Source organism: Bradyrhizobium sp. S3.7.6, from assembly GCF_054061875.1.
This window is the reverse complement of sequence record NZ_JBSSEQ010000001.1, coordinates 4,254,153-4,278,538: the sequence shown is the minus strand read 5'-3', so window position 1 is coordinate 4,278,538 and position 24,386 is coordinate 4,254,153. Positions and strand designations below refer to the sequence as shown.

The following is a 24,386-nucleotide window of genomic DNA, read 5'->3' as shown; positions in this document are numbered from 1 at the left end:
CCAGAGTCCTAAAGGTGTTTTGCCCGACGGCACAAGCGATTTTCTTTTTTGCGAAAACAACCCCATGCACAGTAGGACGGTGGTTGATTTCAAAGACGAAATCGTAGGGTCGGCAAAGCGACTTGTCCGCCGTAGCTCGAAGAGCGAAGGCGGAAGCGTGCCCACCTCTTGCGTTGCAGTCGTGGTGCGATGGTGGGCACGGCGCTTTGCGCCTTTGCCCACCCTACGAGATTGGGGCTCCGTCCCTACTCCGCCGCGATCTGCCTTGGCGCGGGCGGCGGGCTCGCGAGGTCGGCCGCGAGCTGGGCGTAGCGGGCTTTCGCGTCCGCGACGGCCTTCTCCTTGACCGGGCCGTAGCCGCGGATGCGGTCGGGCAGCGATAGCAGCTCGACCGCGGTGTCGATCGTGAGCGGCGACAACAGGCCGAGCACGGTGGCGACGTCCTTCTCGTAGCCCACGATCAGATCGCGCTCGAGCTTGCGGTCGGCGCTGCGGCCGAAAATGTCGAGCGGCGTGCCGCGCAGGAACTTGAATTTCGCCAGCACGCGGAAGACCTTCAGCATCCACGGGCCGAAGGCGCGCTTCTTCGGGCGTCCGAGCGCGTCGACACCACGGCTGAGGATCGGCGGGGCAAGGTTGAAGTTGAACTTGAAGTCGCCCTCGAACTGGTCGCGGAGCTGCTGCTCGAAAGCACCGTCGGTGTAGAGGCGCGCAACCTCGTATTCGTCCTTGTAGGCCAGGAGCTTGGCGTAGTTCACCGCGACCGCGCGCGGCAGCGCATCGTCATAACCGCCCTGCTTGGCGGCATCGCGAACCTGATCGACCAGCTTGTGATAGCGTTTTGCCAGGCGGCCGCTCTGGTACGCGGTCAGGTGCTTGGCGCGGTGCGCGACGACCTCATCCAGCGTCATTGCGTCGAGCGTCTTCGGCGCAACCACCTCGTCAGTCCCCTTCAACATGTCGGCGAGGCGCTGGGGATCGGCGACCGCGAGGCGGCCGAGGCGGAAGGCCTCCTTGTTCATCTTGATCGCCACGCCGTTGACCTCGATCGCCTGCTCGATCGATTCTGCCGACAGCGGGAACAGGCCTTTCTGATAGGCATACCCCATCATCATCATGTTGGTGGCGATGCTGTCGCCAAGCAACTGCTCGGCCGGCTTGGTGAAGTCGAAGAACACCGAGTCCTTGTGCAGCGCCGTTTCCAGGAGCCCGTTCAGCTTGCGGGTCTGGAAGTTGAAGTCGCGGTTGAGGACGAAGTCGGCGGTCGGAATGACGTGGCTGTTGATGATGCCGCGGGTGCGGCTGGTGTCGCAGAGCGAGATCGTGTCCTTGGCGACCGCGACCACCTCGTCGGCGGCGAGCACGAGATCCGCCGTACCAGTGACGATGCGCGAGCAGGTCACCTCGGCCGGATGATCCGACAGACGGACGTGACTGAGCACCGCCCCGCCCTTCTGCGCCAGGCCCGACATGTCGAGGATCATCGAGGCCTTGCCCTCGATATGAGCGGCCATGCCGAGCAGCGCGCCGATCGTGAGGACACCGGTGCCGCCGACACCGCCGACTGCGATGTTATAGGGCTTGTCCACCGTCGGCCGAGACGCGGGCTCCGGCAGCTCGCCGATGTCACCGAGATCGGCCGGCGCACGATGGCGCGGCTTGCCGCCGTCGACGGTGACGAAGGACGGGCAGAAGCCCTTCACGCAGGAATAGTCCTTGTTGCAGGACGACTGGTTGATGGCGCGCTTGCGGCCGAACTCGGTCTCCAAGGGCTCGACCGAGATGCAGTTCGACTGCACCGAGCAGTCGCCGCAGCCTTCGCAGACCGCCGGGTTGATCATGACGCGGCGCGCCGGATCCTCCATCAGGCCGCGCTTGCGGCGGCGTCGCTTTTCGGCCGCGCAGGTCTGCACGAAGACGATCGCCGAGGTGCCCTTGTACTCGCGGCACATCTTCATGACGTTGTCGAGTTCGTCGCGGTGATACAGCTTCACGCCGGGCGCGATGGTGTCGGCTGGATAGGTGTCGGGCGCCTCCGAGACCAGGTAGATCTCGCGGATGCCTTCGGCGTGGAGCTGGAACGTGATCTGCTGCGGCGAGAGATCGCCGTCATGGCGCTGGCCACCCGTCATCGCGACGGCATCGTTGTAGAGGATCTTGTAGGTGATGTTGGTCTTGGAGGCGACCGCCTGCCGGATGGCGAGAAGGCCGGAGTGGAAGTAGGTGCCGTCGCCGAGATTGGCGAAGATGTGGTTCTCGTTGGTGAAGGGCGCGATGCCGACCCACGGCACGCCCTCGCCGCCCATATGCGTGAACGTCTCGGTCGAGCGATCCATCCACAGCGCCATGAAGTGGCAGCCGATGCCGGCGAGCGCGCGGCTGCCTTCGGGGACCTTGGTGGACGTGTTGTGGGGACAGCCGGAGCAGAAATACGGTACGCGAGAGACAGGCGCCGTCGCCTGCATTTGCGTGGCCTGGCGGCCGTTGAACCAGTCGGCCTTGGCGCGGAGCATCTCCGCGATCTCGGGGTTGAGATTAAGGCGGAGAAGCCGCTCGGTGAGCGAGGTCGCAAGCGAGGCAACGCTGAGCTCGGCAGCGAAGGTCAGGAAGCGCTTGTCGTGCTCGTCCATCTTGCCGACGATGCGAGGGCGCACGTCGTCGCGCCAATTGAACAGCTCCTGCTTGACCTGGTTCTCGACGATCTCGCGCCGTTCCTCGATGATGAATATCTCTTCGAGGCCGACCGCAAACTGGCGTACGCCTTCCGGCTCCAGCGGCCAGGGCATGCCGATCTTGTAGAGGCGAAGCCCGATCTTGGCGGCGACCTCCTCGGTGATCCCGAGCTCGCGCAGCGCCTGGCGAACGTCCTCATAGCTCTTGCCCGACGCCATGATGCCGAAACGGGCGTTCGGCGAATCCATGGTGACGCGGTTGACCTTGTTGGCGCGCGCAAAGGCGATCGCGGCAAAGCCCTTGTAGTCCTGGAGGCGGCGGTCCTGCTCGAAGCGGTCGTCGGGCCAGCGCAGATTGAGGCCGCCGGGCGGCAGCTCGAAATCGGGCGGGATGATGAACGGCTTCATCTCGTCGGTGAGGTCGATCTCGGCGGTGGTCTCCACCGTCTCCGTGATCACCTTCATGCCGACCCAGCAGCCCGAATAGCGCGACATCGCGATGCCGAGCAGGCCCATCTCGATCATTTCGTGGATGCTGGAGGGATAGAGATACGGCATCAAAGCCGACATGAAGGCGTGGTCGGACTGATGCGGAACAGTGGAGGATTTTGCACCGTGGTCGTCGCCGGCCAGACACAGCACACCGCCGTTCTTGGCCGAGCCGGCGGCATTGCCGTGGCGGAACACGTCGCCGCAGCGGTCGACGCCGGGGCCCTTGCCGTACCAGATGCCGACGACGCCATCATATTTGGCGCCGGGCGAGAGGTTGAGCTGCTGCGAGCCCCACACCGCGGTCGCCGCCAAATCCTCGTTCACGCCGGGCTGGAACTTGATGTTGTACTGCTCGAGATGCTTTCGCGCCGCGAAGAGCTGCTGGTCATAGCCGCCGAGCGGCGAGCCGCGATAGCCAGAGATGAAGCCCGCGGTGTTGAGGCCGTTGGCGCGGTCGCGCCGGATCTGGGCCATCGGCAACCGGACCAGGGCCTGGATGCCCGTGGTGAAGACGTGTCCGGTTTCCTGGGTGTATTTCTGGTCGAGACTGATCGGACCCTGGTTGATACCCATTCTTGTCCTCTTCCGCCCGTTTGAGCGTTTGGCCACTTAAGCCGTTGCCTGCCCGTTGTTTTTAGCTAGGGCGCGCCGACCAACTCCGCCACTCTATGTCGGATATTTAACGCTCCGCATCACAAATCTGGACCAAAGGAAGCGCCGGGTAATAATCGCAATTTCGTGGCTGCAAAGGCATCAAGCATTTTCAATTTGTGTCACCATACCCCCACCGACGCGAAACGACGTGAGGCTCCTATCCGGGCGATTGGTCGCAGGGGAAGCTTTCGATGCGAATGATTCTGGCTGTTGTCGCATTGTGCAGTGCAGTTGCGAGCGCGGCCCGCGCCGCCGAGCCATCGCCGGAGCTGATCGCCTATGGCAAGGCGCTGGTCGAGGCCGGCGACTGCGCGGGCTGCCACACCACCGATCCGGCAAAGCCATTCGCTGGCGGAAAGCGCATCGATACGCCCTTCGGCGCGATCTACGCGCCGAACCTGACGCCGGATCGTGACACCGGGATCGGCGCCTGGACCGACGCCGATTTCACCCGCGCGGTGCGCACCGGCATCGCGCCCGACGGCTCGAACTATTACCCGGCCTTCCCCTATCCCTATTTCACGAAGGTGACGAAGGACGACACGCTGGCGATCCGGGCCTATCTCGGAACGCTGGCGCCCGTGGCGAGCCGCAACAAGCCGCCGGAGCTGCGCTGGCCGTTCGGCTATCGCGGCCTGATGCGGGTCTGGAACGCCATGTATTTCAAGCCCGGCCTGTTCGAGCCGGACCAGAGCCAGAGCGCGGCGTGGAACAGAGGCGGCTATCTCGTCACCGGGCTCGGCCATTGCGGCGCCTGCCACACACCGAAGAACTATTTCGGCGCGGACAAAACGGCGCAGGCGCTGTCGGGCAACGAGGTCGGCGGCTGGTACGCACCAAGGCTCGATGGCGCCGCGCGCACCGGGCTGAAGTCATGGAGCGTCGAAGACATCACCGAATATCTGCAAAGCGGGCGAAACGTCAAAAGCCATGCCGGCGGGCTGATGGCCGAGGTGGTCGTCGGCTCGACCTCGAAGATGAGCGATGCCGATGTGCGCGCCATCGCGGAATATCTGAAGAGCCTGCCGCCGTCGCGGCGCGAGACGATCGTGACGCCGCCCGACGATGCCGAGATGAAGGCCGGTCAGGCCGTCTACGCAAAACTTTGCATCGCGTGCCATGAAGCCGACGGCTCCGGCGCGCCGCGCATCTATCCGCCGCTGCCCGGCAACGCGCTTCTGCAATCGGTCAATCCGTCCTCCAGCTTGCGCATCATCCTCGACGGCGCCCACACCGTGACGACGCCACGCGCGCCCAACAGCGGCGAGATGCCGGGCTATGCCAAGCAATTGTCCGACGAAGAGATCGCCGCAGTGACGAACTACATCCGCAATTCCTGGGGCAACGCCGCGCCGCTGGTGACCACGGCGCAGGTGGCGAAGGCGCGGAAGGAGCAGTAGTTCACGCTCCTCAGTATTCACCAGAGGTCGTCATGCCCGGGCTTGTCCCGGGCATCCACGTTATTTCGTGCCGTGGCAAAGGTCGTGGATGGCCGGGACAGGCCCGGCCATGACGCCGTGGATGCGATAGCGCTCAAACTCTACGAAAGGCGAAGTAAGCCCTACCGCTCCTCACCTTCCGTGAACACGAATTTCGGCATCTCCCATTTGTAGCGCACCGCGAGCAGGCGGAAGCTGACGCCGAGGATAAACGTCAAAATGGTCCAGAGCTCCGCGTTGAGATTGAGGCCGAAGGCGGTGGCGTAGAACAGGCCGGTCGCCACGGAAACGGTCGCGTAGAGCTCGGAGCGGAACAGCAGCGGCACGTCGTTGCAGAGCACGTCGCGCAGCACCCCGCCCGCGCAGCCGGTCACCATGCCGGAGACGATGACGATCGGCAGCGCGGCGTTCGTCTGCCAGGCGATGTCGCAGCCGGCCATGGTGAAGACGACGAGACCGATGGCATCGAGCACGATGAAGGCCACCTTCAGCCGGTGCACGAGCCGCGCGATCAGAATGGTGAGGAAGGCGGCGCCGCCGGCCAGCGCGAGATAGATGGGATGAGCGACCCAGGCCAGCGGATAGTGCCCGAGGAAGAGATCGCGCAAGGTGCCGCCGCCGAGCGCGGTGATACAGCCGAGGAAGCAGACGCCGAGCCAGTCCATGCTCCGGCGGCCGGCCGCGAGCGCGGCGGTCATGCCTTGCGCTGCCACCGCGACCAGCGACAACAGATGCAGCACGCTATCGCTTGGCGGCAAGCTCCACATCGCCTCGTTCCCTTCCCCTTCGATGGAACCGACGCGCAACTGTTCCAAAATGAACAGGTTCCCGATTCCTCGCGCAAGGGCAACATGCGACGAAAGCACTAAGGAGGGCGGAACAGAATCTCGCATCTAGGGGTTGTCCAGCCGCAATAATCGAGGAGACAAAATCGATGGCTGACGACCGTTTTCCCAACGATCCGTATCGCCCGAATCTCGCCGATGATGAGTATGTCCGTGCGGCGCGACGGGATGCCGAGCTTCAGGTCGATCCCGAGCTTGGCGAAGGCCCCGCCTCCAGCGGCAAGGTAGCCTTGTTCGCAGTGGCGATCGCCTTGGTACTGGGTGCCGTGTTCTACGGACTGAACAACACGAGCACCGGCAACCAGGCCAGCAACACGCCGGCGACGCAGACCGCCCAGCAGGCTCCGCCTGCGAATCCGGCCGCGCCTCCCGGCATGCGTGACGTGACGCCGCGCAACAACACGGGACCCGGCGTGACCACGGGTGCTGCCCCGAGCAAGCCGGCGGCGCCTGATCCGGCCGCCCCGTCCGAGGGCGCGAAGTAACGACAACAGCTGTCGTCGCCCGGCTTGACCGGGCGACCCAGTATTCCACCAGCGGCGGAGATTGAATCGTGAGGCCGCGGCGTACTGGATGCCCCGCTTGCGCGGGGCATGACACCGAGAGGATGAGAGAGCGGCGGGACCTCACATCCCGCCGCTTTTCGTTTAGCTGAACATCTTGTTGAGTTCGCCGCCGGAATAGCCGGTGCCGAGCTCCGCAAAGGTCCCCTTCTCCGCCATCTCCTTCGCGGCGCGCATGAAGCCGCCCCAGGCGGCGCGGGCGAGCGAGCCGCCGACGCTGATGCGGCGCACGCCGAGATCAGCGGCCTCCTGCAAGGACAGGCCGGACGCGCCGATCAGCAGGTTGAACGGCTTTGGTGCGACAGCCTTCACCACGGCGGCGATGTCCTCGCGCGTCTTCAGGCCCGGCGCGTAGAGGCAGTCGGCGCCTGCGTCCGCATAGGCCGTGAGCCGGTCGATGACGAGCTTGAGGTCGGTCACGCCCCACAGATACGCCTCGCAGCGGCCGACCAGCAGCGTGCCGCTGTCGCCGATCGCCTTGCGCGAGGCCTTGATGCGCTCGACCGCGAGCGCGCGCTCGTAGAGCGGCTTGTCCTTGTCGCCGGTGGAATCCTCGATCGAGAGGCCGGCGACGCCGGTGCGCACACCGCGCTCGACATTGTCCGCGACCTTGTCCGGCTCGACCGCAAATCCGCCCTCGAAATCCGCATTCACGGGGATGTCGACGGCCGAGCACAATGCTGCCAGATGCTGACAGACGTCGTCGACCGTGACGTGGTTGTCGGCCTTGCCGATGGTCCAGGCAAAGCCCGCGCTCGATGAGGCCAGTGCCTTGAAACCGAGATGCTGCAACGCCTTGGCGCTGCCGACGTCGACCGGATTGGGCAGGATGAAGCAGCCGCTCTCGTGCATCGTCTTGAACGTCGCGCGCTTGTCAGCGGTTGTCACATGCATGTTTCTCTCCCTTGTTGGCCGCGCAGACATAAGCGCGCGCACTGGGCAGCGCCAGTGCGCGCCCGCAAAAGCTAGTGCGCGTCGTGCACGGCGCGGCTGTCCTTCGGCGCCTGCTCGCGATCATTCATGCTGTAGTCGCGGATGACGCTGGCGATGCGCAGGTGATAATCGGCAAAGATCTTCGCCCTGCCCTTCGCCTGCGTGCGCCGGTGCTCCATCGTATTGCGCCAGGCCTGGACTGCTGCCTCGTCCCGCCAGAACGACACCGACAGGATCTTGCCCTTCTCGGTCAGGCTTTCAAAGCGCTCGACCGAGATAAAGCCATCGATGGTTTGCAGGATCGGCTTCAGGTCGGCCGCGAGGTCGAAGTAGTCCTGGCGATGTTCCGGCTTGGGCCAGACTTCGAAAATCACGGCAATCATGGGCGTCTCCTTTGCGTTGGCGGTCTACAATACCACCTTGCGCAGGAAGGTGCGCTCTTCCGCGAGGATGAATTTGTTCTCCTCGGCGAAATGGAAATTGGCCATGCCGTCTGCGTCCTGCCGCAGCCGGGCGCGATAGGCCTCATAGGCGGCCAGACTCTCGAAGGTGATCAGCGCAAACGCGATGTTGTTGGTGCCCTCATGCGGCATGAAATAGCCGATCAGGTCGCCGCCGCATTTCGGGATGATGGTGAGCCAGCGCTTCGAATACTCCTCGAACTGCGCGCGCTTGAAGGGATCGAGCTGGTAGCGGATGAAGACGGTGACGGACATGGTGAGCTCCTTGATTTTTCATTGCGGCAAGCGCGAGTAACACCGTCGCCGCTGAAGCAACTGGATTGCTTCGCTTCGTTCGCAATGACGTGTTCGCAGAAACAGACTACGTCCTTGCTCCACCGCAATGCTTCGGCTACCATCGAAGCATGAAATCAGGTCCTGACATCGCCATGATTGCCTCGCTGGTCGGCGACCCCGCCCGCGCCAACATGCTCACCGCGCTGATGAACGGGCGCGCGCTGACGGCGAGCGAGCTCGCGCAGGAGGCCGGCATCACGCCGCAGACCGCGAGCTCGCATCTGGCCAAGCTCGAGGCCGGCGGGCTGATCGAGCCGGAGAAGCAGGGCCGCCACCGCTACTACCGCCTCACCGACGATGACGTCGCCGGCGTGCTCGAAGGCCTTGCGGGACTTGCCGCGCGGACCGGCCACATGCGCGTGCGCACAGGGCCGAAGGATCCGGCGCTGCGGCGCGCGCGGATCTGCTACGACCACCTCGCCGGCGATCTCGGCGTGCAGATGCTCGACAGCCTGCGCACGCGAAACCTGGTCAGGCAGAAGAAGCAGGACATCGAGCTGACGGCCGAGGGCGAGCGGTTTCTCGCAAAGCATTTGCAGATCTCGCCCGACATGCTCACCCATCCGCGCCGTCCGGTGTGCAAGGCCTGCCTGGACTGGAGCGAGCGGCGCCACCATCTCGCCGGCACGCTGGGCGCCGCCATGATGCAGCGGTTCGCCGAGCTGAAATGGGCCGCGCGCGACGCCACGCCCGGCAGCCGCGTGGTGAACTTCACCCGCACCGGCGAGAAGCAGTTTGCGACGCTGTTCGGGACCGGGAAGGATTGATCACGCCAGGTGCGTGAGATCGCACGTTTGCGTGTGAACCACGGCTTCCGTCATGGCCGGGCTTGACCGGGCCATCCATCGCTTTAAGCGCAGTATCGTTCCGAGGCGATGCGAAGCATCGAACCTGGAACTTCAAGATTCCGGGTTCGCGTGTTCGACGTGCCCCCGGAATGACGGCTCCAATTACGAGATCTTCATGAACCGCCTCCTCCCGGTCGCGCTTGCCGCCGCCCTCCTCGCTTCCCCCTTCACGTCCGCCCACGCCGCCGACGCCGCCCCGCGCGAGCCCTACGGCATCGCGCTCGAAGGCTTCGCCTATCCGTATCCCGTGCATCTGCTGCCTGTCATCAATGACGGCGAGCAGCTCAGCATGGCTTATATGGACGTTGCGCCAGAGCGGCCGAACGGCCGCACCGTCGTGCTGCTGCACGGGCGCAATTTTCCGTCGAGCTACTGGGCGCCCGTCATCAAGATGCTGAGCGAGGCAGGCTTCCGCGTCGTGGTGCCGGACCAGATCGGCTTCGGCAAATCTTCGAAGCCGACCGGCGAATTGCACTTCGACAATCTGGCGCGCAACACCATTGCGTTGCTCGATCATCTCAAGATCGACAAAGCCGAGGTCGTCGCGCATTCGCTCGGCGGCATGCTGGGCGTGCGCATCGCCCGCGCCTATCCGGACCGCGTCGCCCATCTCGTGCTGACCGCACCGATCGGGCTGGAAGACTACCGTCTCTATGTGCCGCCGACGCCGACCGAGAAGATCATCGAGAGCGAGGACAAGCTCACACCCGACGGCTATCGCAAGCAGCTCCAGACCAATTACGCGATCAAGCTGCCGGGCGACGCGATCACGCCGTTCGTCGACGCCCGCTTCAACATCAAAGGCAGTCCCGATTATCCGCGCTGGCTGCGCGCCTACGTCAGCTCCGGCCAGATGATCTATCGCGAGCCGGTCGCGCACGAGGTCGCGTTGATCACAGAGCCGACGCTGTTCATCATGGGCGCCGACGATCACAACGCGCCGGGCCGTCCGAACGCGCCGGAGGCATTGCGCGCGAAAATGGGCCAGAACGCGGAGCTCGCGAAAGCGCTTGCGGCCAAGATGCCGAACGCGCGGGCCGAAGTGATCCCGGACACCGGCCACCTCGTCTTCCTGGAGGCGCCGGAGAAGTACAAGGAATTGGTGCTGGGCTTTCTCGGTCGCTAGAGCGTTTTCGAGCGAAGTGGATACCGGTTCGCGTCAAGAAAACGCGACAAAACAAAAAACATGGAGCCCCGTTCCGATTCCATCGGGACGGCGCTCCAGCGCCATTGCTGTCGCCGGAAGCCGCATGCGGAGAATGTTCATGCCGCATTCAGGTCATGATTGGCAGGTTTGGATCGCGACGTGTCGGCACGTGCCCAAATTTAACGTGTCGAATCGTGTCTTTTGATTCATTGTGCGCCGCAAGCGCCCCAAAAACCTGCCCAAGGACAAGAGGAAGTTCACATGAAATACCTGTTTGCCGCCGTCATGCTCGCCAGCGCGGTCGTCGGTTTCAGCGAAGCGGCCAGCGCCGCCGGTGGCTGCGGCCCCGGCTGGTACCGCGGCGCCTATGGCGGCTGCCGCCCGATGCGCGGTGCGGTCGTTGTGCGGCCCGGCCCGGTGGTGGTTGCCCCGCCGGTCGTCGTCGTGCCCCGCGCCCGCGTCTGCCCGTACGGCTTCCGTTGGTGGGGTGGCCGCTGCCGCCCGATCTGATCTGACCTTTTCGTATTGCGAGATGGCCGTGCGGCAAAAGCCTGCGCGGCCATTTTCGTTTTGAACGCCTGACGTCGCATCCGCCAGCTCCGAATCAAAATGGGGACCGCAATCGCGATCCCCGTTCAAGGCCTGGCTTGTGCCGAGCTTACCAGTGGTGGCGGTGCCAGCGCCGGCGATGCCAACCCCAGTGGCGGCGGCGCCAGCCCCAATGGCGGTGATGGCCATGCCAATGCACCTGCTCGGGCTTGAGCTGCGCGGTCTCCTCACTGGTGGTGACGGCGGGACGAGCGTCGGGATTGCCTTGCGGCGCGCGCGCGGGATCACCGAGCGGCTGCGGCGCCAACGGCGCAGCTTGTGCGGTCGCGGTCAACGTCGCGGCTCCAGCCGCGACGCCGAATGCAAGTTTCAAAAAGTTCCGACGCTCCATGACATGTCCTCTAGGCTATCGAGCAAGTGATGCAGAGGGAGTGTCGTGGTCACGACATGAACGAAAGCTGAATCGCATCTTCAGGTTCATGACATGGGTGTCAGGGACAAGCGAGCTACGGGACTCGGTGCGCGCTACGCTCCGGCGTCCTGCTTCGCAAACTCCTGCGCGAGCACCAGCGTCTCGCGCGTGCGCTTCACGTCGGGCCAGTCGCGATTGAAATCGGCGACGAGCTGCTTCAACGCATCGCCCCTCAGCATCGCAGCCAGCTTGGCCTCGTCATCGAACTGATACATGGCCTGATGCAGCGAGGGATCGTCCAGGCTCCAGAACCGCCAGGCCTTAGCTACGCCGAACGCCTTCACCGCGTCGGGCACATGCGCGGTCTCGTACCATGTGTCGAAGGCGGCGCGCTTGCTGGCGTCGGTGACGGTGGCGCGAACGACGAAGTAGGCAGCAGGCATGTGTTTCCTCCCGTTGTTTGGCCGCAGCATAGACGGTTATAGTGGCCGCAACAAAAAACCCGCGCGACGGAACTTCATGATCGCGCCGATGGGGGAAGGAATGGCCATGCGCAGGATCATCACGGGCCTCGTTGCGATCACCTGCCTGTGGCCTACGGCCTCACTCGCCGAAATCGTCCGCTTCGACATCCTCGCGCGCGAGCCCGCCTTTGCAGGGCGCAGCTTTGGCGATGTCGGCACCTATGAGCGCATCACCGCGCGTGCGACCTTCGCGCTCAACCCGTCGGACGATCGCAACGCCGTCATCACCGACCTCGCGCTCGCGCCGCGTAGCTCCGACGGCAAGGTGGCAGCCACCGCCGACGTCGTGATCCTGCGGCCCACCGATCCCACTCACGGCAACGGCACGCTGCTGCTCGAGGTGCCCAATCGCGGCCGCAAGCTGGCGCCACAATTGTTCGATGATTCCGCCCAGCCCGGCGCCAACAATGCCGACAAGGCCGAGGACGCCGGCATCGGCTTCCTGCATCGCCAAGGCTTTACGATGGTCTGGGTCGGCTGGCAGGGCGACATCCCCTCCAAGCCCGGCCAGATGGCGATGACGGCGCCGGTGCTGAAGACCATCACCGGGCCCGCGCGCGAAGAGGTGGTCTTTGACAACACGACCAATCCCGCGCGTGCGACGCTGACCTGGCCGGCGACTGATGCCGCCGACCTCAAGGTCTCCGTGCGCGCCGCCTGGGTCGATGCGCGGCAGACGCCTTCCGGCCTCCTCGCAAAGCTCGTCGATCCCGTGACGGTGGAGATCACCCGGCCCGACGGTTTTGATGCCGGCGCGCTCTACGAGATCACCTACACCGCGCGCGATCCTGTGCCACCCGGCATGGGCTATGCCGCCGTGCGCGACGTCGTCAGCTTTCTCCGCCACGATGAGACGCAAGCGAACCCGCTGCTGAACGGCCCGCATCCCTCCGTCAGCCGCGCGATCGGCTTCGGCGTGTCGCAATCCGGCCGCTTCCTGCGCGACTTCCTCTATCTCGGCTTCAACGAGGACCTCCAGGGCCGCACGGTGTTCGACGGATTGATGCCGCATGTCGCGGGCACGCGGCGGATGGCGACCAACGTCCGCTTCGGCCAGCCCGGCCGCAACCCGCGCCATCCGCAGGATCCGGCGTGGCAGGCCGATCTGTTCCCCTTCACCTATGCGAGCCTCAGCGATCCCTATTCCGGCAAGACCGACAGCCTGCTCCGCCGCTGCGCGCTCTCGGCGACGTGCCCGAAGGTGATGCAGACCGACAGCGAGCACGAATGGTGGGCCTCGCACGCCTCGTTGCTGGTCACCGACCTCGCCGGCAATCACCTCGACCTCCCCGACAACGTCCGCGCCTATATGATCGCAGGCACGCCGCATTTCGCCGAAGCTTCCGACGTGATGCGCAAGGGCGTGCCGGCGATGTCGCTGCCGCAGAACCCGATGCATGCGGGCGGGCCGATGCGCGCGCTGCTCACCGACCTCAACGCCTGGATCAGCGACGGCATCAAACCGCCCGCAAGCCGCGTCCCCATGCGCGCCCACGGCACGCTGGCGCCGGCGCAAGGCGCGGTGCCGATGGATATCCCCGGCCTGCCCTATGCCGGAATCCATACGCTGGCCGCCTTCTCCGACCAGAGCGTGCTGCCGCCCAAGGAGATCGGCCGCTATCCCGTGTTCGTGCCGAAGGCGGACAATGACGGCATGGCAATCGCAGGTATCCGCCAGCTTGCGCTCGCGGTCCCGCGCGCGACCTACACCGCATGGAATCCGCGCGCGCAAGGATTTGGCCCGACGGCGCTCTATCCGCTGCAAGGCGCGGTCGTGCCATTCGCGCCGACCGAGGCTGCGCGTAAGGAAGTGCATGATCCCCGACTGTCGATCGCGGAGCGCTATGCGGATGACGGGGCGTATGTGGCCGCGGTGCGGCGCGAGGCGGCGCGGCAGGTCGCGGAGCGGATCCTGTTGCCGGAGGATGCGGAACGCGCGGTCGAGGCCGCGAAGCAAGGCAAGCTGGCGAAGCTTGGGCAGTGAGCGAAGCCCAGTGGCCCCGTAGGGTGGGCAAAGCGGAGCGTGCCCACCACTTCTATCGTCGGCCAAAAGATGGTGGGCACGGCGCAAGCGCGCCTTTGCCCACCCTATGGTCGCTGCCCGCGGAGAAAAAAAGTCTCACGCTGTCGGAACGCCCGCCCCTCATCCGTCCTATGCCCAGACAGCACGGAGACACCGCATGGCCAACCTCACCCTCACCACCTTCGACTGGGTTCCCGAGATGCCGCGCGGTTTCGTGCGTGACCTGCGCGTACGCTGGGCGCTCGAAGAGGCCGCACTGCCCTATCGCGTCGCGAGCGTGCCGTTCGGCCCGAGGGACGCCGCGCATTTCGCGCACCAGCCGTTCGGCCAGGTGCCGTGGCTGACCGATGGTGACCTCTCGATCTTCGAGAGCGGCGCAATCCTGCTGCATCTGGGTGAACTAAGTGCGAAGCTGATGCCTACCGATCCGTGCGGCCGCAGCGATACGGTCGAATGGGTGTTCGCGGCGCTCAATTCGGTGGAGATGCCGGCCCTGCCCTGGACGATGTTCAAGTTCACCGGCAGTGACGATGGCTCACCCGCCGTGAAGTTCGTCGACGACTTCCTAAAACTCCGCCTCAAGCACATGGAGACGGTGCTGGCCGGCCGCGAATGGCTGGCGGGCTCCTTCTCTGTCGCCGACATCCTGATGTCGGACGTGCTGCGCGTCGTCGATCGCTTCGACGGGTTGGCGGCACATCCAGCCTGTCGCAACTACGTCGCGCGCGCCATCGCTCGCCCGGCCTTCGCCAAGGCCCGCACCGACCAGATGGCGCATTTCGCTGCGGCGGATGTCAAACGCAGGGCGGATTAGCGCAGGCGTAATCCGCCAGCGCATGTTTCAACAATGATGGTGGGTTACGCCGCGCGAACTGCGCTTCGCGCAGTCGCGGGGCTAACCCACCCTACGAACTTCGCCTCACACCAATTTCAGCGGCGTGTCCTCAACCACGCGAAGATCGATCCTGCCGATCAGTTGCGCGCGAAGCGCCTCGGCTGCACCGATGGCGCTCTCGGTTTGCTGCAACGTGCTGATGTTCGAACCGAGCGACACGATCCCGCCTAGCACCAAGGCGATCGATCCGAGCGCCGCAGTCAGACCTGTCCCGAACAACCCAAGGATCGTGATCAACAACAGCGCGCCGCCGCCGCCAATCGCGATTTTGGATGCCAGAATGTACTTCCGGCATCGCTCGGCGATCTCGGCCAGCCGCTCGATCCGCGCCTCAATGTCTGAAATCTCGTCGGTCGAATCGTCTTCGGTCATCAGCGACATGCGGCACTTGGGTTAAAAACCCGGATTTCGCTACGCTCCATCCGGGCTACTTGTCGTCACAACGGCAAATTGTCGTGCTTCTTCGCCGGCGTTTCCACCTTCTTGTCCTTCAGCATCGCCAACGCCCGGGCGATCCGCTTACGGGTCGAGTGCGGCATGATGACGTCGTCGATGTAGCCGCGCTCGGCAGCGATGAAGGGGGACAGGAAGCGGTCTTCGTATTCCTTGGTGCGCGCGGAGATCTTGTCGGGGTCGCCGATGTCACTGCGGAAGATGATCTCGACCGCGCCCTTGGCGCCCATCACCGCGATCTGGGCGGTCGGCCAGGCGTAGTTCATGTCGGCGCCGATCTCCTTGGAGGCCATGACGTCGAAGGCGCCGCCATAGGCCTTGCGGGTGATGATGGTGACCAGCGGCACGGTGCACTGCGAGTAGGCGAACAGCAGCTTTGCGCCGTGCTTGATCAGGCCGCCATATTCCTGCGCGGTGCCCGGCAGGAAGCCTGGCACGTCGACGAAGGTGACGATCGGGATGTTGAAGGCATCGCAGAAACGGACGAAGCGCGCGGCCTTGCGCGAGGCGTCGCTGTCGAGCACGCCGGCCAGCACCATCGGCTGGTTGGCGACGAAACCGACGGTGCGGCCGGCGATGCGGCCAAAGCCGGTGACGATGTTCTTGGCGAAGGCATCCGCGATCTCGAAGAAATCGCCCTCGTCCACGACCTTCAGGATCAGCTCCTTCATGTCGTAGGGCTTGTTCGGATTGTCGGGGATCAGCGTGTCCAGGGACATGTCGACCCGGCCGATGTCGTCAAAGCTCGGCCATTCCGGCACGCCATCGGTGTTGTTGGACGGCAGGAAGTCGATCAGGCGACGCATCTGCAAGAGCGTCTCGACGTCGTTCTCGAAAGCGCCGTCCGCAATCGAGGAGCGCGTGGCGTGCACCGAGGCACCGCCGAGCTCTTCCGCCGTGACGACCTCGTTGGTGACGGTCTTCACCACGTCGGGGCCGGTGACGAACATATAGCTGGTGTTCTTCACCATGAAGATGAAGTCGGTCATCGCAGGCGAATAGACGTCGCCGCCGGCGCAGGGGCCCATGATGACGGAGATCTGCGGGATCACGCCCGAGGCGAGCACGTTGCGGCGGAACACATAGGAATAGCCGGCGAGCGCCGCGACGCCCTCCTGGATGCGGGCGCCGCCCGCGTCATAGAGGCCGATGATGGGCGCCCGCGCCTTCATCGCCATGTCCTGAAGTTTCGTGATCTTCAGCGCATGGGTCTCCGACAGCGAGCCGCCGAACACCGTGAAGTCTTTCGCGAAGACAAACGTCTTGCGGCCGTTGACGGTGCCCCAACCGGTGACGACGCCGTCGCCGGGGATCTTGTTCTTCTCCATACCGAACTCGGTGGAGCGGTGCTCGACGAACATGTCGAACTCCTCGAACGATCCCTTGTCGAGCAGGAGCTCAATGCGCTCGCGCGCGGTCAGCTTGCCGCGGGCGTGCTGCGCCTCGATGCGCTTCTCCCCGCCGCCGAGCTTTGCGCCGGCGCGACGATCTTCAAGGGCGTCCAGGATATTCTTCATTTGCTCCCGCCAGTTCTTAGCCTAAATGCGATTGTCGGGGGTTCTAACACGGCATTTTGCGGGCCGGGAAGCCGCTTTCGGCGCCGCAGGGCTGCCTTGCCGCAGCGGGAAAGCGCAAGGAATTACAGAGTTTTGCCTGGGAGACGACGATGGATGAAACAACGGCCGAGACCGGCGCGGCGACCGGCGGCGTCAATATCCTGCTGCGGCTGGAAGGCCTGACCCTGTTCACGGGCATGGTGATGCTCTACGCCTCCTGGGGCGGCTCGTGGCTGGTGTTCGCCCTGCTCTTCTTCGTCCCCGATCTGAGCTTCCTAGCGTACCTCGCCGACGCCAGATTCGGGGCGCTGGTCTACAATGCCGCCCACAGCTACATGGCGCCGGTGGCGCTGCTGACGCTGGGCTTCGGCTTCGCCTCGCCGCTCACGCTGTCCATCGCCATGATCTGGCTCGCCCATATCGGCATCGACCGGGCGCTCGGCTACGGCCTGAAATATTCGGCCGGGTTCGGCTTCACCCATCTCGGGCGGATCGGCCGCCAGAAAGACGCCTGAGGGGATTGCCGTCGTTTTGTCGGCCCCCACCGGTTGACCGGGCCGGCCGATTCAGGCTTGCTCCCTTCACGATCAGGCGCCGAATGTTGCGTGAGCTCAGTCGGTACGGCGGCGGTCACCACGTCTGGCTGCAAGCATCACCCATGTCCGCCACGGTCGTCCCTCTGCCGCCGAACTCATCGTCCGAAACCACCGACTTCCTGCGGCGGATGGCCAGCATGGTGTCGGGGCGCAACGGCGAGATGCTGCTGCGCGCGGCCGCGCTGATCGAATCACTCAAGCAACGGGCGATGTCGGCCGAACGGCTGTTTCACGAGCAACAGGAAGAGAACAAGCGCCTTGTAGACCTGCGCGAGGCGACCGCGCTCGCCTCTGAAGCCATGGTCAGCCAGATCGCGGCGCTGGGGACTCAGCTCGCCGAGGTAACCGCGGCCGCGGCGGCCGAGCGCGCGGCGTTCGACGCCGAGCGCGGCAAGCTGCTCGGCCTGATGCAGGATGCGGAAAGCCATATCGGCAAGCTCACCACCGAGCTCGACGGCTTGCGCGCCTCCGTCGACAGCTTCAACGAGACCGTGGTCTCGGTGCCGCTCGAGGTGCTGCGTCTGGCACGGACGCAGTTCGATGTCCTCTCCGCGGGTTTTGCCCGCAAGGGCGACGTGATCTCGGAAGCGATGAGCGAGATCGGCGGCTTTGCGATCGACCAGGCGCTGATGGCGAAGAAGGCGGATAAGGCCTGAGGTCGTCGCGCATCAAATTGACAGTGCGCAGACCGGTTGTTCTACTCCATGAAAATCATAGGGGAGGATCACGATGCCGACGGCATTCCGCGTCGCTATGGCGCTCTGCATTTCAACACTGTTCGCCGGTAGCGCCAACGCGCAATCCCTGCCGAAGGAAGTCGCCACCCGCGCCGAGATCTACCCGATCCCCTCGCTCACCCTCTCCGACCAGCAATTCCTCAGCGGCGATGCGGCGGCCGGCAAGCCGGTGACGGTCGCCGGCGAATTCCGCGTCGCCCAGGGCACCGGCAAACTTCCCGTCGTGGTGCTGATGCACGGCTCGAGCGGCGTCGGCGCCACCACCGAGGCCTGGGTGCACGCGTTCAACGCCATGGGCATCTCGACCTTCGTGATCGACGGTTTTACCGGCCGCGGGCTGACGGTGGTGGGGCCGAACCAGGCCCTGCTCGGCCGGCTCAACCTGATCGTCGACATCTACCGCTCACTGGAGATTCTTGCGAAGCATCCCCGCGTCGATCCTGACCGCATCGTGCTGATGGGCTTCTCGCGCGGAGGACAGGCGACGCTCTATGCGAGCCTCGATCGCTTCAACAAGCTCTGGAACAAGTCCTTCGTGCAGTTCGCGGCTTACATTCCCTTCTATCCGGATTGCTCTACGACGTATCAAAGCGACGGCGACGTCGCCGCACGCCCGATCCGCATCTTCCATGGCACGCCCGACGACTACAATCCCGTGACGAGCTGCAAGGCGTTCGTCGGACGGCTCAAGACGGCCGGGCGCGATGTGGTGCTGACCGAATACCCCGACAGCGCGCACGGCTTCGACAGCGGCCTGCTCGGCGTCAGCGCCGTTGCGGTGTCGGCCAACGCGCAGACCGTGCGCAACTGCCGTATCAAGGAAGGCGACGGCGGCGTGCTGATGAACGGCGATACCAACGCGCCGTTCACCTACAAGGATGCCTGCGTCGAGCTCAACCCGCATGTCGGTGGCAATCCCACGACCGCCGCGGAGTCGCGCAAGGCGGTGGTGGAGTTCTTGCAGGCGCTGTTCAAGCTGGGGTGAGACTGCTCAGCTTGCGCCGATGCCGTAGGGTGGGCAAAGCGACTTGTCCGCCGTAGCTCGAAGAGCGAAGGCGGAAGCGTGCCCACCGACCTATAGATCACCGTATGGAGAGATGGTGGGCACGGCGCTGCGCGCCTTTGCCCACCCTACGGTATCGCAATTTGTCGTGAGCTCCTCGCGACGACGAGCCCTTACGGCTTGCCCGGCTTGAACGGCTCCTGCTTGTCCGGCGGCACCGTCTCTTCGGCCATCGCCAGCAGCATCGCAACCATCACGTAATTGCCGGCAACCGCGGTGAGATCGACGATCTGCTGATCGTTGAACACCTTCTTCGCCCGCGCGTAGGTCTCGTCGGAAACTTTCTTGGCCGTGGTGATCTCGGTGACGAAGTCGTAGACCATGGCCTCGTCCTCGGCCATTTTCGACGGCCGCTTGTTGGCCTTCAGCTCCGCGATGATATCCGCCGACAGGCCGGCCTTGGCCGCCAGCGGCGCATGCGCGAACCATTCCACCTGCGAGCGCCACTGCCGCCCGATGATCAGGATCGCGAACTCGTTCAGCTTGGTCGGGACCGAGGTTTCCCAGCGCAGATAGTAGAACAGGTCGAACAGTCGCTGGCCGAGCACCGGGCTGCGGATCATCGGATTGTAGGGACCGCCGATGCCGACGCTCGACACCTTCATGATCTGCTCGCCGAGCGGCTTCTGCTTGGCGTCGAGCTGGTCCATGGTGAGCTGCGGAAAGCGCGGCTCCTTGCTGGTGGCGGGTGCGGCAAACATCGTGGCTGCGAGCCAGCCGCCGGCGGCGGCCAACGTGAGCGACGACAGCCAGAGTGGCGTTGAATTCATTTTATCCTCCCGACCTTTTCTTTTGTTTGGTCGGAAGGATGCTAGCAGGTTCGTACGCGCCAGCTAGATCGCGCCGATCTCGGGCAAGGCAGGCTTGCGTCAACGGCATGTGCTCGCCGACGAGACGCGGCTCCTTGCAGTCCATGTTGAGCGCGAACACGGTGTGCGCCTCGCCCTTCTCGGCCCAGCCGACCATCCAGCCAAGCGACGGCTCGCCGCGCTCGGCGCCGAGCAAGCCGGATTTGGCGCGGATGACGCTGTCGCCGACCTTGGTCACCGGCAGGATGTCGGCGACGAGGTCCTGGCTGCGCTTGCTGATCGGCAGCGCGCGGCGGCGCAGCCGGTCGACGAAATCGATCTGCTCGACCGGGTCAATGCGCAAATTGCCGGTGAGCCAGAACTGGTCGATGCCGCCGCCGATATCGCGATTGCCGTAGTCGAACAGATCGACGTACTTTTGCATCCGCTCTTGCCCGATCCGGCGCGCGATCTCCTGATAGACCGGCACGGCGCTGACCGCGATGGCGCTGCGCATCGTGTGGTCCTTGTTCCAGGCCTCGATCGGCCGCTTCACGCCGTCCCAGGGGAATACGTCCTTGTCGGGATCTGTGACGACGCCGGTCTCCAGCGCAATCAGCGAGTTCGGGATCTTGAAGGTCGAGGCCGGCAGCTTTGCTTCGCCGGAGCGGTCCTTGTCGCTGGCGACGATCAGATAGTCCTCGACCTTGTAGCCGACGAAGGTGCCTGATGTGCCGAGGTCGGTGAAGCGTTTTGCCAGGCTGTCGCGAATCTCGTTGCGCGGCGGCGCGACGTGGCCGAACGCGCGCTGCGGCATGGTGGCAGCTGCGGCAAGAAGGCCCAGAGTGGAACGGCGGGTCAGCAAGAGCGGTATCCGTTGAGCAATGAAGATGGCCGCGACCATGCGGCCGCTATCGTGGTGAAACGATGACAGGTTATTTCTTGAGCACGATCTTGTCGGAAAACCGCTGCACACTTTTCCGGATCATGCTCTACCGCCCCCGGCCCGACAGCCGCAGCACGAACACCAGCACTTCGGCGACGGCCTTGTAGAGGTCGGGCGGGATCTCCTCGCCGAGCTCGACCTTGGATAGCGCGCCGGCCAAGATCTCGTTCTCCTCGATCGGGATGTCGTTGGCTTTGGCGATCTCGACGATCTTTTCGCCGATCGTGCCCTTGCCCTTGGCGACGACGACGGGCGCGTTGCTGCCCTTCTCGTAATGCAGCGCAATGGCGAGCTTGGATGGATCGCTCATGTGGCGCGATCCAGGAAGTGGCCGGCGCGGGTCGGCGCCGGCTGCGGTGGCGCGCCGTCGCGCACCAGGATGTCGCCGGGCTTGAGCTCGGCGCGCGTCAGGGCCTGATTGAGCTCGCCGATGCCGGCGCGGAGCTGCTGCGCGGTCGCGGGCCGCTCCGCCCACATCCGCACAAAAGTCTTGTCGCCGTTGAGCGTGATCAGGGCATGCACGGGGCCGGCCGGCTCGACATTGAGCGTGAAGCGCGCGCGCCAGGCGCGCTTGGCGGGATCGGCGGATTCGTTGCCGCCGTCGCGCGAGATCTCGAACTGCGCCATCGCGGTGCCCTGCGGCGTTGCAAAGGGAATCTCGAAATTCCACTGCGGCACGGTCGGATCGATGCGATGGCCAGAGGCATCTGTGCGATCGGGCAGCGAGGCGACCTGCAACAAGGTCTGCCGCGCGATCGCGGCATCGGTGTCGTCGAGCAGGCGGTGCACCGTTGCGGAGAGCGGCGTATCCGGCGCGAGCGATGGCGATGCGATCGCCTGCGGCGCCGGCAGCGCGCCGCGGAACGGCGGCGGTGTCGCGCGCGCGGCGGCCTCGAAGAGATGGCCGTCGGGCACGGCCTTGTTGGAGCCGGGCACGTTGCCGATCAGGCGCGGCAGGTTTTGCGTGACCTCCTGAAGCAGGGCCGCGGCAAGGCCGGCGGACATGGTTCGCGGCATCGCGGCCTGCGGAGCGCCGCCGGCGATGTCGGCGAGCACAGCGGCCGCGAGATTGGCGCTGCGCGGCATCTGCGGCTGCTGGGCCATATCGAGCTCGGTTGACGGCGATGCAGCCTGACCCGGCACGGCGGCGACCTGCGGTGTCCCCGCCGTAGCGATCGCGGCGCCTTGCGCCTGTGGCGCGGCGGTCTCGAGCGTGGCCAATGTCTGGCGCAGCACCAGCAGCGCGGCCTTCAGGTCCGGCATTGTGCCGGAGGACGGCGTTGCGCCTGCGGCCAATGACGCCTCGAGAAACAGACCGGACTTCTGGAAGGCGGATTCGATATCGCCGCCATCGAGGGCGGTGTTGAGCGGCGTCTGCTGCGCCAGCACGTCCAGCACCGCCTGCTTCAGTCCCGCCGGCAGATCGCTGCCGGTGACGACGGAGGCGAGATTGGCGAACAACGGCGCCTGGCTGCCCTGTTTCGTGACCGCCTCGGCCGAAGCCACGGTGACGGCGACCTGCTCCAACGGCGTCAGCGTGTTGCGTGCGGTGGTCGCAGATGGCGCCAGCGACGGGCTGTCCACGAGTGACGCCGCCCGCGGCGTCAGCGTGATCTGGTCCGCCGTCGGCTCGCCTGCCCCGTTCATGATGGCGAGCCTGATGGTGCCGTCGTTCTGCGACACTGCGAGCTGGAGATTTTGCCCCGGCGTCAGCGACACCTGGGACATCACATCCATCGACAGATTGGCGATCGCGATCCGCACCAGATTGTCGGCCATCACGCTGACGACCCTTGCGTCCACGACGCTGCCGGCCTGGAGCACAAGATCGGGCGTCGCCGCATCAGCCACGGGGCTGGCGGCACTGACCGGAACGATCGAGCTTATCGGCGTTGGCATTTCAGGGGCCCAGGGAACGCTGGCCCCACCCTAAGGCCGCCCTCGTAAACCTCTCGTTAAGGACCTTTGTCCGCTTGCGGCTTCACGGCCGCCAGAACCGCCACGGCGGCCTGAAAATCCTTCAGGCGGGCGGCGCGGCGGGCAGCTGCCTCCTCGTCCACGCCCCATTTCTCGGCGTTCCAGTCCTCGTCGACATGGGCGGCGGCCCAGACCTGGCCGGCATCGCGCACGCCATGGGCGAGCGCCAGCGCCAGCAGCGCCGAACCGGTCAGGGTCGTCACCACGTGGAGCGCCGCGATCGACCAGGGATCACCGGGCAGCGCCGCGCGGGCGGCCTGAACGGCCTCGTCCGGCTGCTTCACATGCATGATGCCTTCGGACAGGATGAAATGCGCGCCCAGCGTCTCCGCGGCCCAGAACAGCACGGGATCCCAATGCGTGGCCTCGCGGGCGACCAGCCCTTCGGGGTGGCCGGCGCGATAGAACAGCAGGTCGGTCTCGAAGTATTTTGCAAGGTCGGCGCTGACGAGCTCGACGCGATCGATGACACCCTCGACGACGCTGTTGGCGATCCGCGTCAGCGGCATGGTCACTGGATTAATCGTCTCGCCCTGGGCCGCCCATTCCGCGGCCACAGCATCGGCCAGCGCGCGCGACGGGATCACCACCTGCCGGGCCGATGGCGTCCGGATCGGCCTGCCGTCCAGCGTGATGGCGAGGCCGCCCTCGGCCTCGGCCACGCCCGCCTCCTTGTAGAAGCGCTTGCGCTGCGGCGTACGCGCGGCCTGGCGCACCGCCTCCTGCGGATCGAGCGGGGACCGCCCCGCAACCTCATCGAACAATTCGCGCATCTCGTTTCGGCCCCGGTCTCTGAATGCTGTAAGCCAAGACCGGCGGCTGATAAAGCGAGCGGCAAGGCATGAGGGAACTTGCGGGCATTGCGGCCCTACTCGCCGGGCTCTGGCTGGCCGCGGCGGACGCCGGTTTCCGCACCCCGGAATCGCTGGTCCGCAATGTCTACGCGCATTACGGCGATGGGGCGCCGGAACTGTCAAAAGGCCTGCCGCGCGATGCCGCCTCCGCCCGGCAATTCTTCGACCCCAGCCTGCGCAAGGCCTGGAGCGCGCCGAGGGTCGAGCCCTACGACTTCCTGGTGCAGAGTCCGAGCTGGAAGCTCGGCCCGGTCGCGATCGCGGTCGTCCGCAGGCAATACGACAAGACCTATGTCGCGGCGAATTTCGACAATCGCGGACGGAAGGTCACGCTGAACTTCGTCCTGGTCAACGGACCCGAAGGCTGGCTGATCACGGATGTCGAGAGCCCGCATGACAGTCTGCGGATGTTTCTGGAGCAGTTTCGGAAGTGAGGGGGTTGTTCGACTCACAGCTGTCATGCCCCGCGAAGGCGGGGCATCCAGTACGCCGCGGCCTATCGATTCAACCGCGGCCGTCTCGGAGTACTGGATCGCCCGCCCCAGTGCGCAATTGTGCACAAGGCGGGCGATGACACCGGAGAATGTGGCTTACTCGGTCGCGCAACTGCCGCAGCCGGCACG

At 65.2% G+C, this 24,386-nt stretch carries 24 protein-coding genes and 1 pseudogene; 11 read left to right on the top strand and 14 right to left on the bottom strand.

Features of this window, described 5'->3' with window-relative positions; translation table 11 throughout:
• Positions 1-245 precede the first annotated feature (245 nt).
• Entirely contained in the window at positions 246-3,737 is a 3,492-nt protein-coding gene (locus tag ACVJ5M_RS20530; protein ID WP_354099954.1) for an indolepyruvate ferredoxin oxidoreductase family protein, read from the bottom strand.
• Positions 3,738-4,009: 272 nt separating this feature from the next.
• On the opposite strand from ACVJ5M_RS20530, the gene ACVJ5M_RS20525 reads away from it, so the two are divergent.
• Positions 4,010-5,218: a c-type cytochrome gene (locus ACVJ5M_RS20525; protein ID WP_354099953.1), complete on the top strand. Its 1,209-nt coding sequence runs from the start codon at positions 4,010-4,012 to the stop codon at positions 5,216-5,218.
• A 161-nt stretch (positions 5,219-5,379) separates the two neighbouring features.
• Here the strand turns inward: ACVJ5M_RS20525 and ACVJ5M_RS20520 are convergent, their stop codons facing one another.
• Positions 5,380-6,024 carry a trimeric intracellular cation channel family protein gene (locus ACVJ5M_RS20520; RefSeq protein ID WP_354099952.1) on the bottom strand — a complete coding sequence of 215 codons (645 nt, stop codon included), beginning with the start codon at positions 6,022-6,024 and terminating at the stop codon, positions 5,380-5,382.
• A gap of 167 nt (positions 6,025-6,191) precedes the next feature.
• Here ACVJ5M_RS20520 and ACVJ5M_RS20515 point away from each other — a divergent pair, with 167 nt between their 5' ends.
• Positions 6,192-6,587 carry a hypothetical protein gene (locus ACVJ5M_RS20515; protein WP_063982629.1) on the top strand — a complete coding sequence of 132 codons (396 nt, stop codon included), beginning with the start codon at positions 6,192-6,194 and terminating at the stop codon, positions 6,585-6,587.
• A gap of 162 nt (positions 6,588-6,749) precedes the next feature.
• On the opposite strand, the gene ACVJ5M_RS20510 is transcribed toward ACVJ5M_RS20515, so the two are convergent.
• From ACVJ5M_RS20510 to ACVJ5M_RS20500, 3 genes are all read right to left on the bottom strand, one after another.
• Positions 6,750-7,559, bottom strand: coding sequence for an isocitrate lyase/PEP mutase family protein (locus ACVJ5M_RS20510; protein ID WP_354099951.1), 810 nt, complete (start codon positions 7,557-7,559; stop codon positions 6,750-6,752).
• Between the two features lie 71 nt (positions 7,560-7,630).
• Positions 7,631-7,981 (bottom strand): antibiotic biosynthesis monooxygenase family protein, encoded by a 351-nt coding sequence (locus tag ACVJ5M_RS20505; RefSeq protein WP_018456489.1) that lies wholly within the window; start codon positions 7,979-7,981, stop codon positions 7,631-7,633.
• A gap of 24 nt (positions 7,982-8,005) precedes the next feature.
• On the bottom strand, positions 8,006-8,314 hold the full coding sequence (locus ACVJ5M_RS20500; RefSeq protein ID WP_028151164.1) for an NIPSNAP family protein: 309 nt from the start codon (positions 8,312-8,314) through the stop codon (positions 8,006-8,008).
• 149 nt (positions 8,315-8,463) lie between these two features.
• On the opposite strand from ACVJ5M_RS20500, the gene ACVJ5M_RS20495 reads away from it, so the two are divergent.
• From ACVJ5M_RS20495 to ACVJ5M_RS20485, 3 genes are all read left to right on the top strand, one after another.
• Positions 8,464-9,162, top strand: a complete 699-nt coding sequence (locus ACVJ5M_RS20495; protein WP_028154913.1) for a winged helix-turn-helix domain-containing protein — start codon at positions 8,464-8,466, stop codon at positions 9,160-9,162.
• Positions 9,163-9,358: 196 nt separating this feature from the next.
• Positions 9,359-10,369, top strand: a complete 1,011-nt coding sequence (locus tag ACVJ5M_RS20490; RefSeq protein WP_354099950.1) for an alpha/beta fold hydrolase — start codon at positions 9,359-9,361, stop codon at positions 10,367-10,369.
• Positions 10,370-10,651: 282 nt separating this feature from the next.
• Positions 10,652-10,900 carry a GCG_CRPN prefix-to-repeats domain-containing protein gene (locus ACVJ5M_RS20485; RefSeq protein ID WP_063982626.1) on the top strand — a complete coding sequence of 83 codons (249 nt, stop codon included), beginning with the start codon at positions 10,652-10,654 and terminating at the stop codon, positions 10,898-10,900.
• Positions 10,901-11,048: 148 nt separating this feature from the next.
• On the opposite strand, the gene ACVJ5M_RS20480 is transcribed toward ACVJ5M_RS20485, so the two are convergent.
• Entirely contained in the window at positions 11,049-11,330 is a 282-nt protein-coding gene (locus tag ACVJ5M_RS20480; RefSeq protein WP_028154910.1) for a hypothetical protein, read from the bottom strand.
• A 134-nt stretch (positions 11,331-11,464) separates the two neighbouring features.
• Complete coding sequence (locus ACVJ5M_RS20475) at positions 11,465-11,794, bottom strand: hypothetical protein (protein WP_071912884.1); 330 nt, start codon at positions 11,792-11,794, stop codon at positions 11,465-11,467.
• 106 nt (positions 11,795-11,900) lie between these two features.
• Between ACVJ5M_RS20475 and ACVJ5M_RS20470 the strand changes: the two genes are divergently transcribed.
• Positions 11,901-13,859, top strand: a complete 1,959-nt coding sequence (locus ACVJ5M_RS20470; protein ID WP_354099949.1) for an alpha/beta hydrolase domain-containing protein — start codon at positions 11,901-11,903, stop codon at positions 13,857-13,859.
• A 196-nt stretch (positions 13,860-14,055) separates the two neighbouring features.
• The gene (locus ACVJ5M_RS20465; protein ID WP_354099948.1) at positions 14,056-14,712 is read left to right on the top strand and encodes a glutathione S-transferase family protein; all 657 of its coding nucleotides are present in this window, start codon (positions 14,056-14,058) and stop codon (positions 14,710-14,712) included.
• 105 nt (positions 14,713-14,817) lie between these two features.
• Here ACVJ5M_RS20465 and ACVJ5M_RS20460 read toward each other — a convergent pair whose 3' ends face one another.
• Both ACVJ5M_RS20460 and ACVJ5M_RS20455 read right to left on the bottom strand, forming a co-directional pair.
• A complete protein-coding gene (locus ACVJ5M_RS20460; protein WP_354099983.1) occupies positions 14,818-15,165 on the bottom strand; it encodes a hypothetical protein in 348 nt (115 codons plus the stop codon).
• Between the two features lie 65 nt (positions 15,166-15,230).
• Positions 15,231-16,763 carry an acyl-CoA carboxylase subunit beta gene (locus ACVJ5M_RS20455; protein ID WP_247301730.1) on the bottom strand — a complete coding sequence of 511 codons (1,533 nt, stop codon included), beginning with the start codon at positions 16,761-16,763 and terminating at the stop codon, positions 15,231-15,233.
• A 149-nt stretch (positions 16,764-16,912) separates the two neighbouring features.
• Between ACVJ5M_RS20455 and ACVJ5M_RS20450 the strand changes: the two genes are divergently transcribed.
• The 3 genes from ACVJ5M_RS20450 (at position 16,913) to ACVJ5M_RS20440 (ending at position 19,120) form a co-directional block, all read left to right on the top strand.
• The gene (locus ACVJ5M_RS20450; RefSeq protein ID WP_354099947.1) at positions 16,913-17,317 is read left to right on the top strand and encodes a DUF4260 domain-containing protein; all 405 of its coding nucleotides are present in this window, start codon (positions 16,913-16,915) and stop codon (positions 17,315-17,317) included.
• 143 nt (positions 17,318-17,460) lie between these two features.
• The gene (locus ACVJ5M_RS20445) at positions 17,461-18,054 is read left to right on the top strand and encodes a hypothetical protein (RefSeq protein ID WP_354099946.1); all 594 of its coding nucleotides are present in this window, start codon (positions 17,461-17,463) and stop codon (positions 18,052-18,054) included.
• 73 nt (positions 18,055-18,127) lie between these two features.
• Entirely contained in the window at positions 18,128-19,120 is a 993-nt protein-coding gene (locus ACVJ5M_RS20440) for a dienelactone hydrolase family protein (RefSeq protein WP_456679380.1), read from the top strand.
• Between the two features lie 191 nt (positions 19,121-19,311).
• Here ACVJ5M_RS20440 and ACVJ5M_RS20435 read toward each other — a convergent pair whose 3' ends face one another.
• From ACVJ5M_RS20435 to ACVJ5M_RS20415, 5 genes and pseudogenes are all read right to left on the bottom strand, one after another.
• A complete protein-coding gene (locus tag ACVJ5M_RS20435; protein WP_354099944.1) occupies positions 19,312-19,968 on the bottom strand; it encodes a carboxymuconolactone decarboxylase family protein in 657 nt (218 codons plus the stop codon).
• A gap of 63 nt (positions 19,969-20,031) precedes the next feature.
• A pseudogene (locus ACVJ5M_RS20430) lies at positions 20,032-20,890 on the bottom strand (penicillin-binding transpeptidase domain-containing protein).
• A gap of 88 nt (positions 20,891-20,978) precedes the next feature.
• A complete protein-coding gene (locus ACVJ5M_RS20425; protein WP_028151179.1) occupies positions 20,979-21,242 on the bottom strand; it encodes an EscU/YscU/HrcU family type III secretion system export apparatus switch protein in 264 nt (87 codons plus the stop codon).
• Positions 21,239-22,831, bottom strand: coding sequence for a flagellar hook-length control protein FliK (locus ACVJ5M_RS20420; RefSeq protein ID WP_354099943.1), 1,593 nt, complete (start codon positions 22,829-22,831; stop codon positions 21,239-21,241). The genes ACVJ5M_RS20425 and ACVJ5M_RS20420 overlap by 4 nt, the downstream gene beginning before the upstream one ends.
• 56 nt (positions 22,832-22,887) lie before the next feature.
• Positions 22,888-23,682: an ATP12 family chaperone protein gene (locus tag ACVJ5M_RS20415; RefSeq protein WP_354099942.1), complete on the bottom strand. Its 795-nt coding sequence runs from the start codon at positions 23,680-23,682 to the stop codon at positions 22,888-22,890.
• Positions 23,683-23,750: 68 nt separating this feature from the next.
• On the opposite strand from ACVJ5M_RS20415, the gene ACVJ5M_RS20410 reads away from it, so the two are divergent.
• A complete protein-coding gene (locus ACVJ5M_RS20410) occupies positions 23,751-24,197 on the top strand; it encodes a hypothetical protein (protein ID WP_354099941.1) in 447 nt (148 codons plus the stop codon).
• Positions 24,198-24,386: the final 189 nt, after the last annotated feature.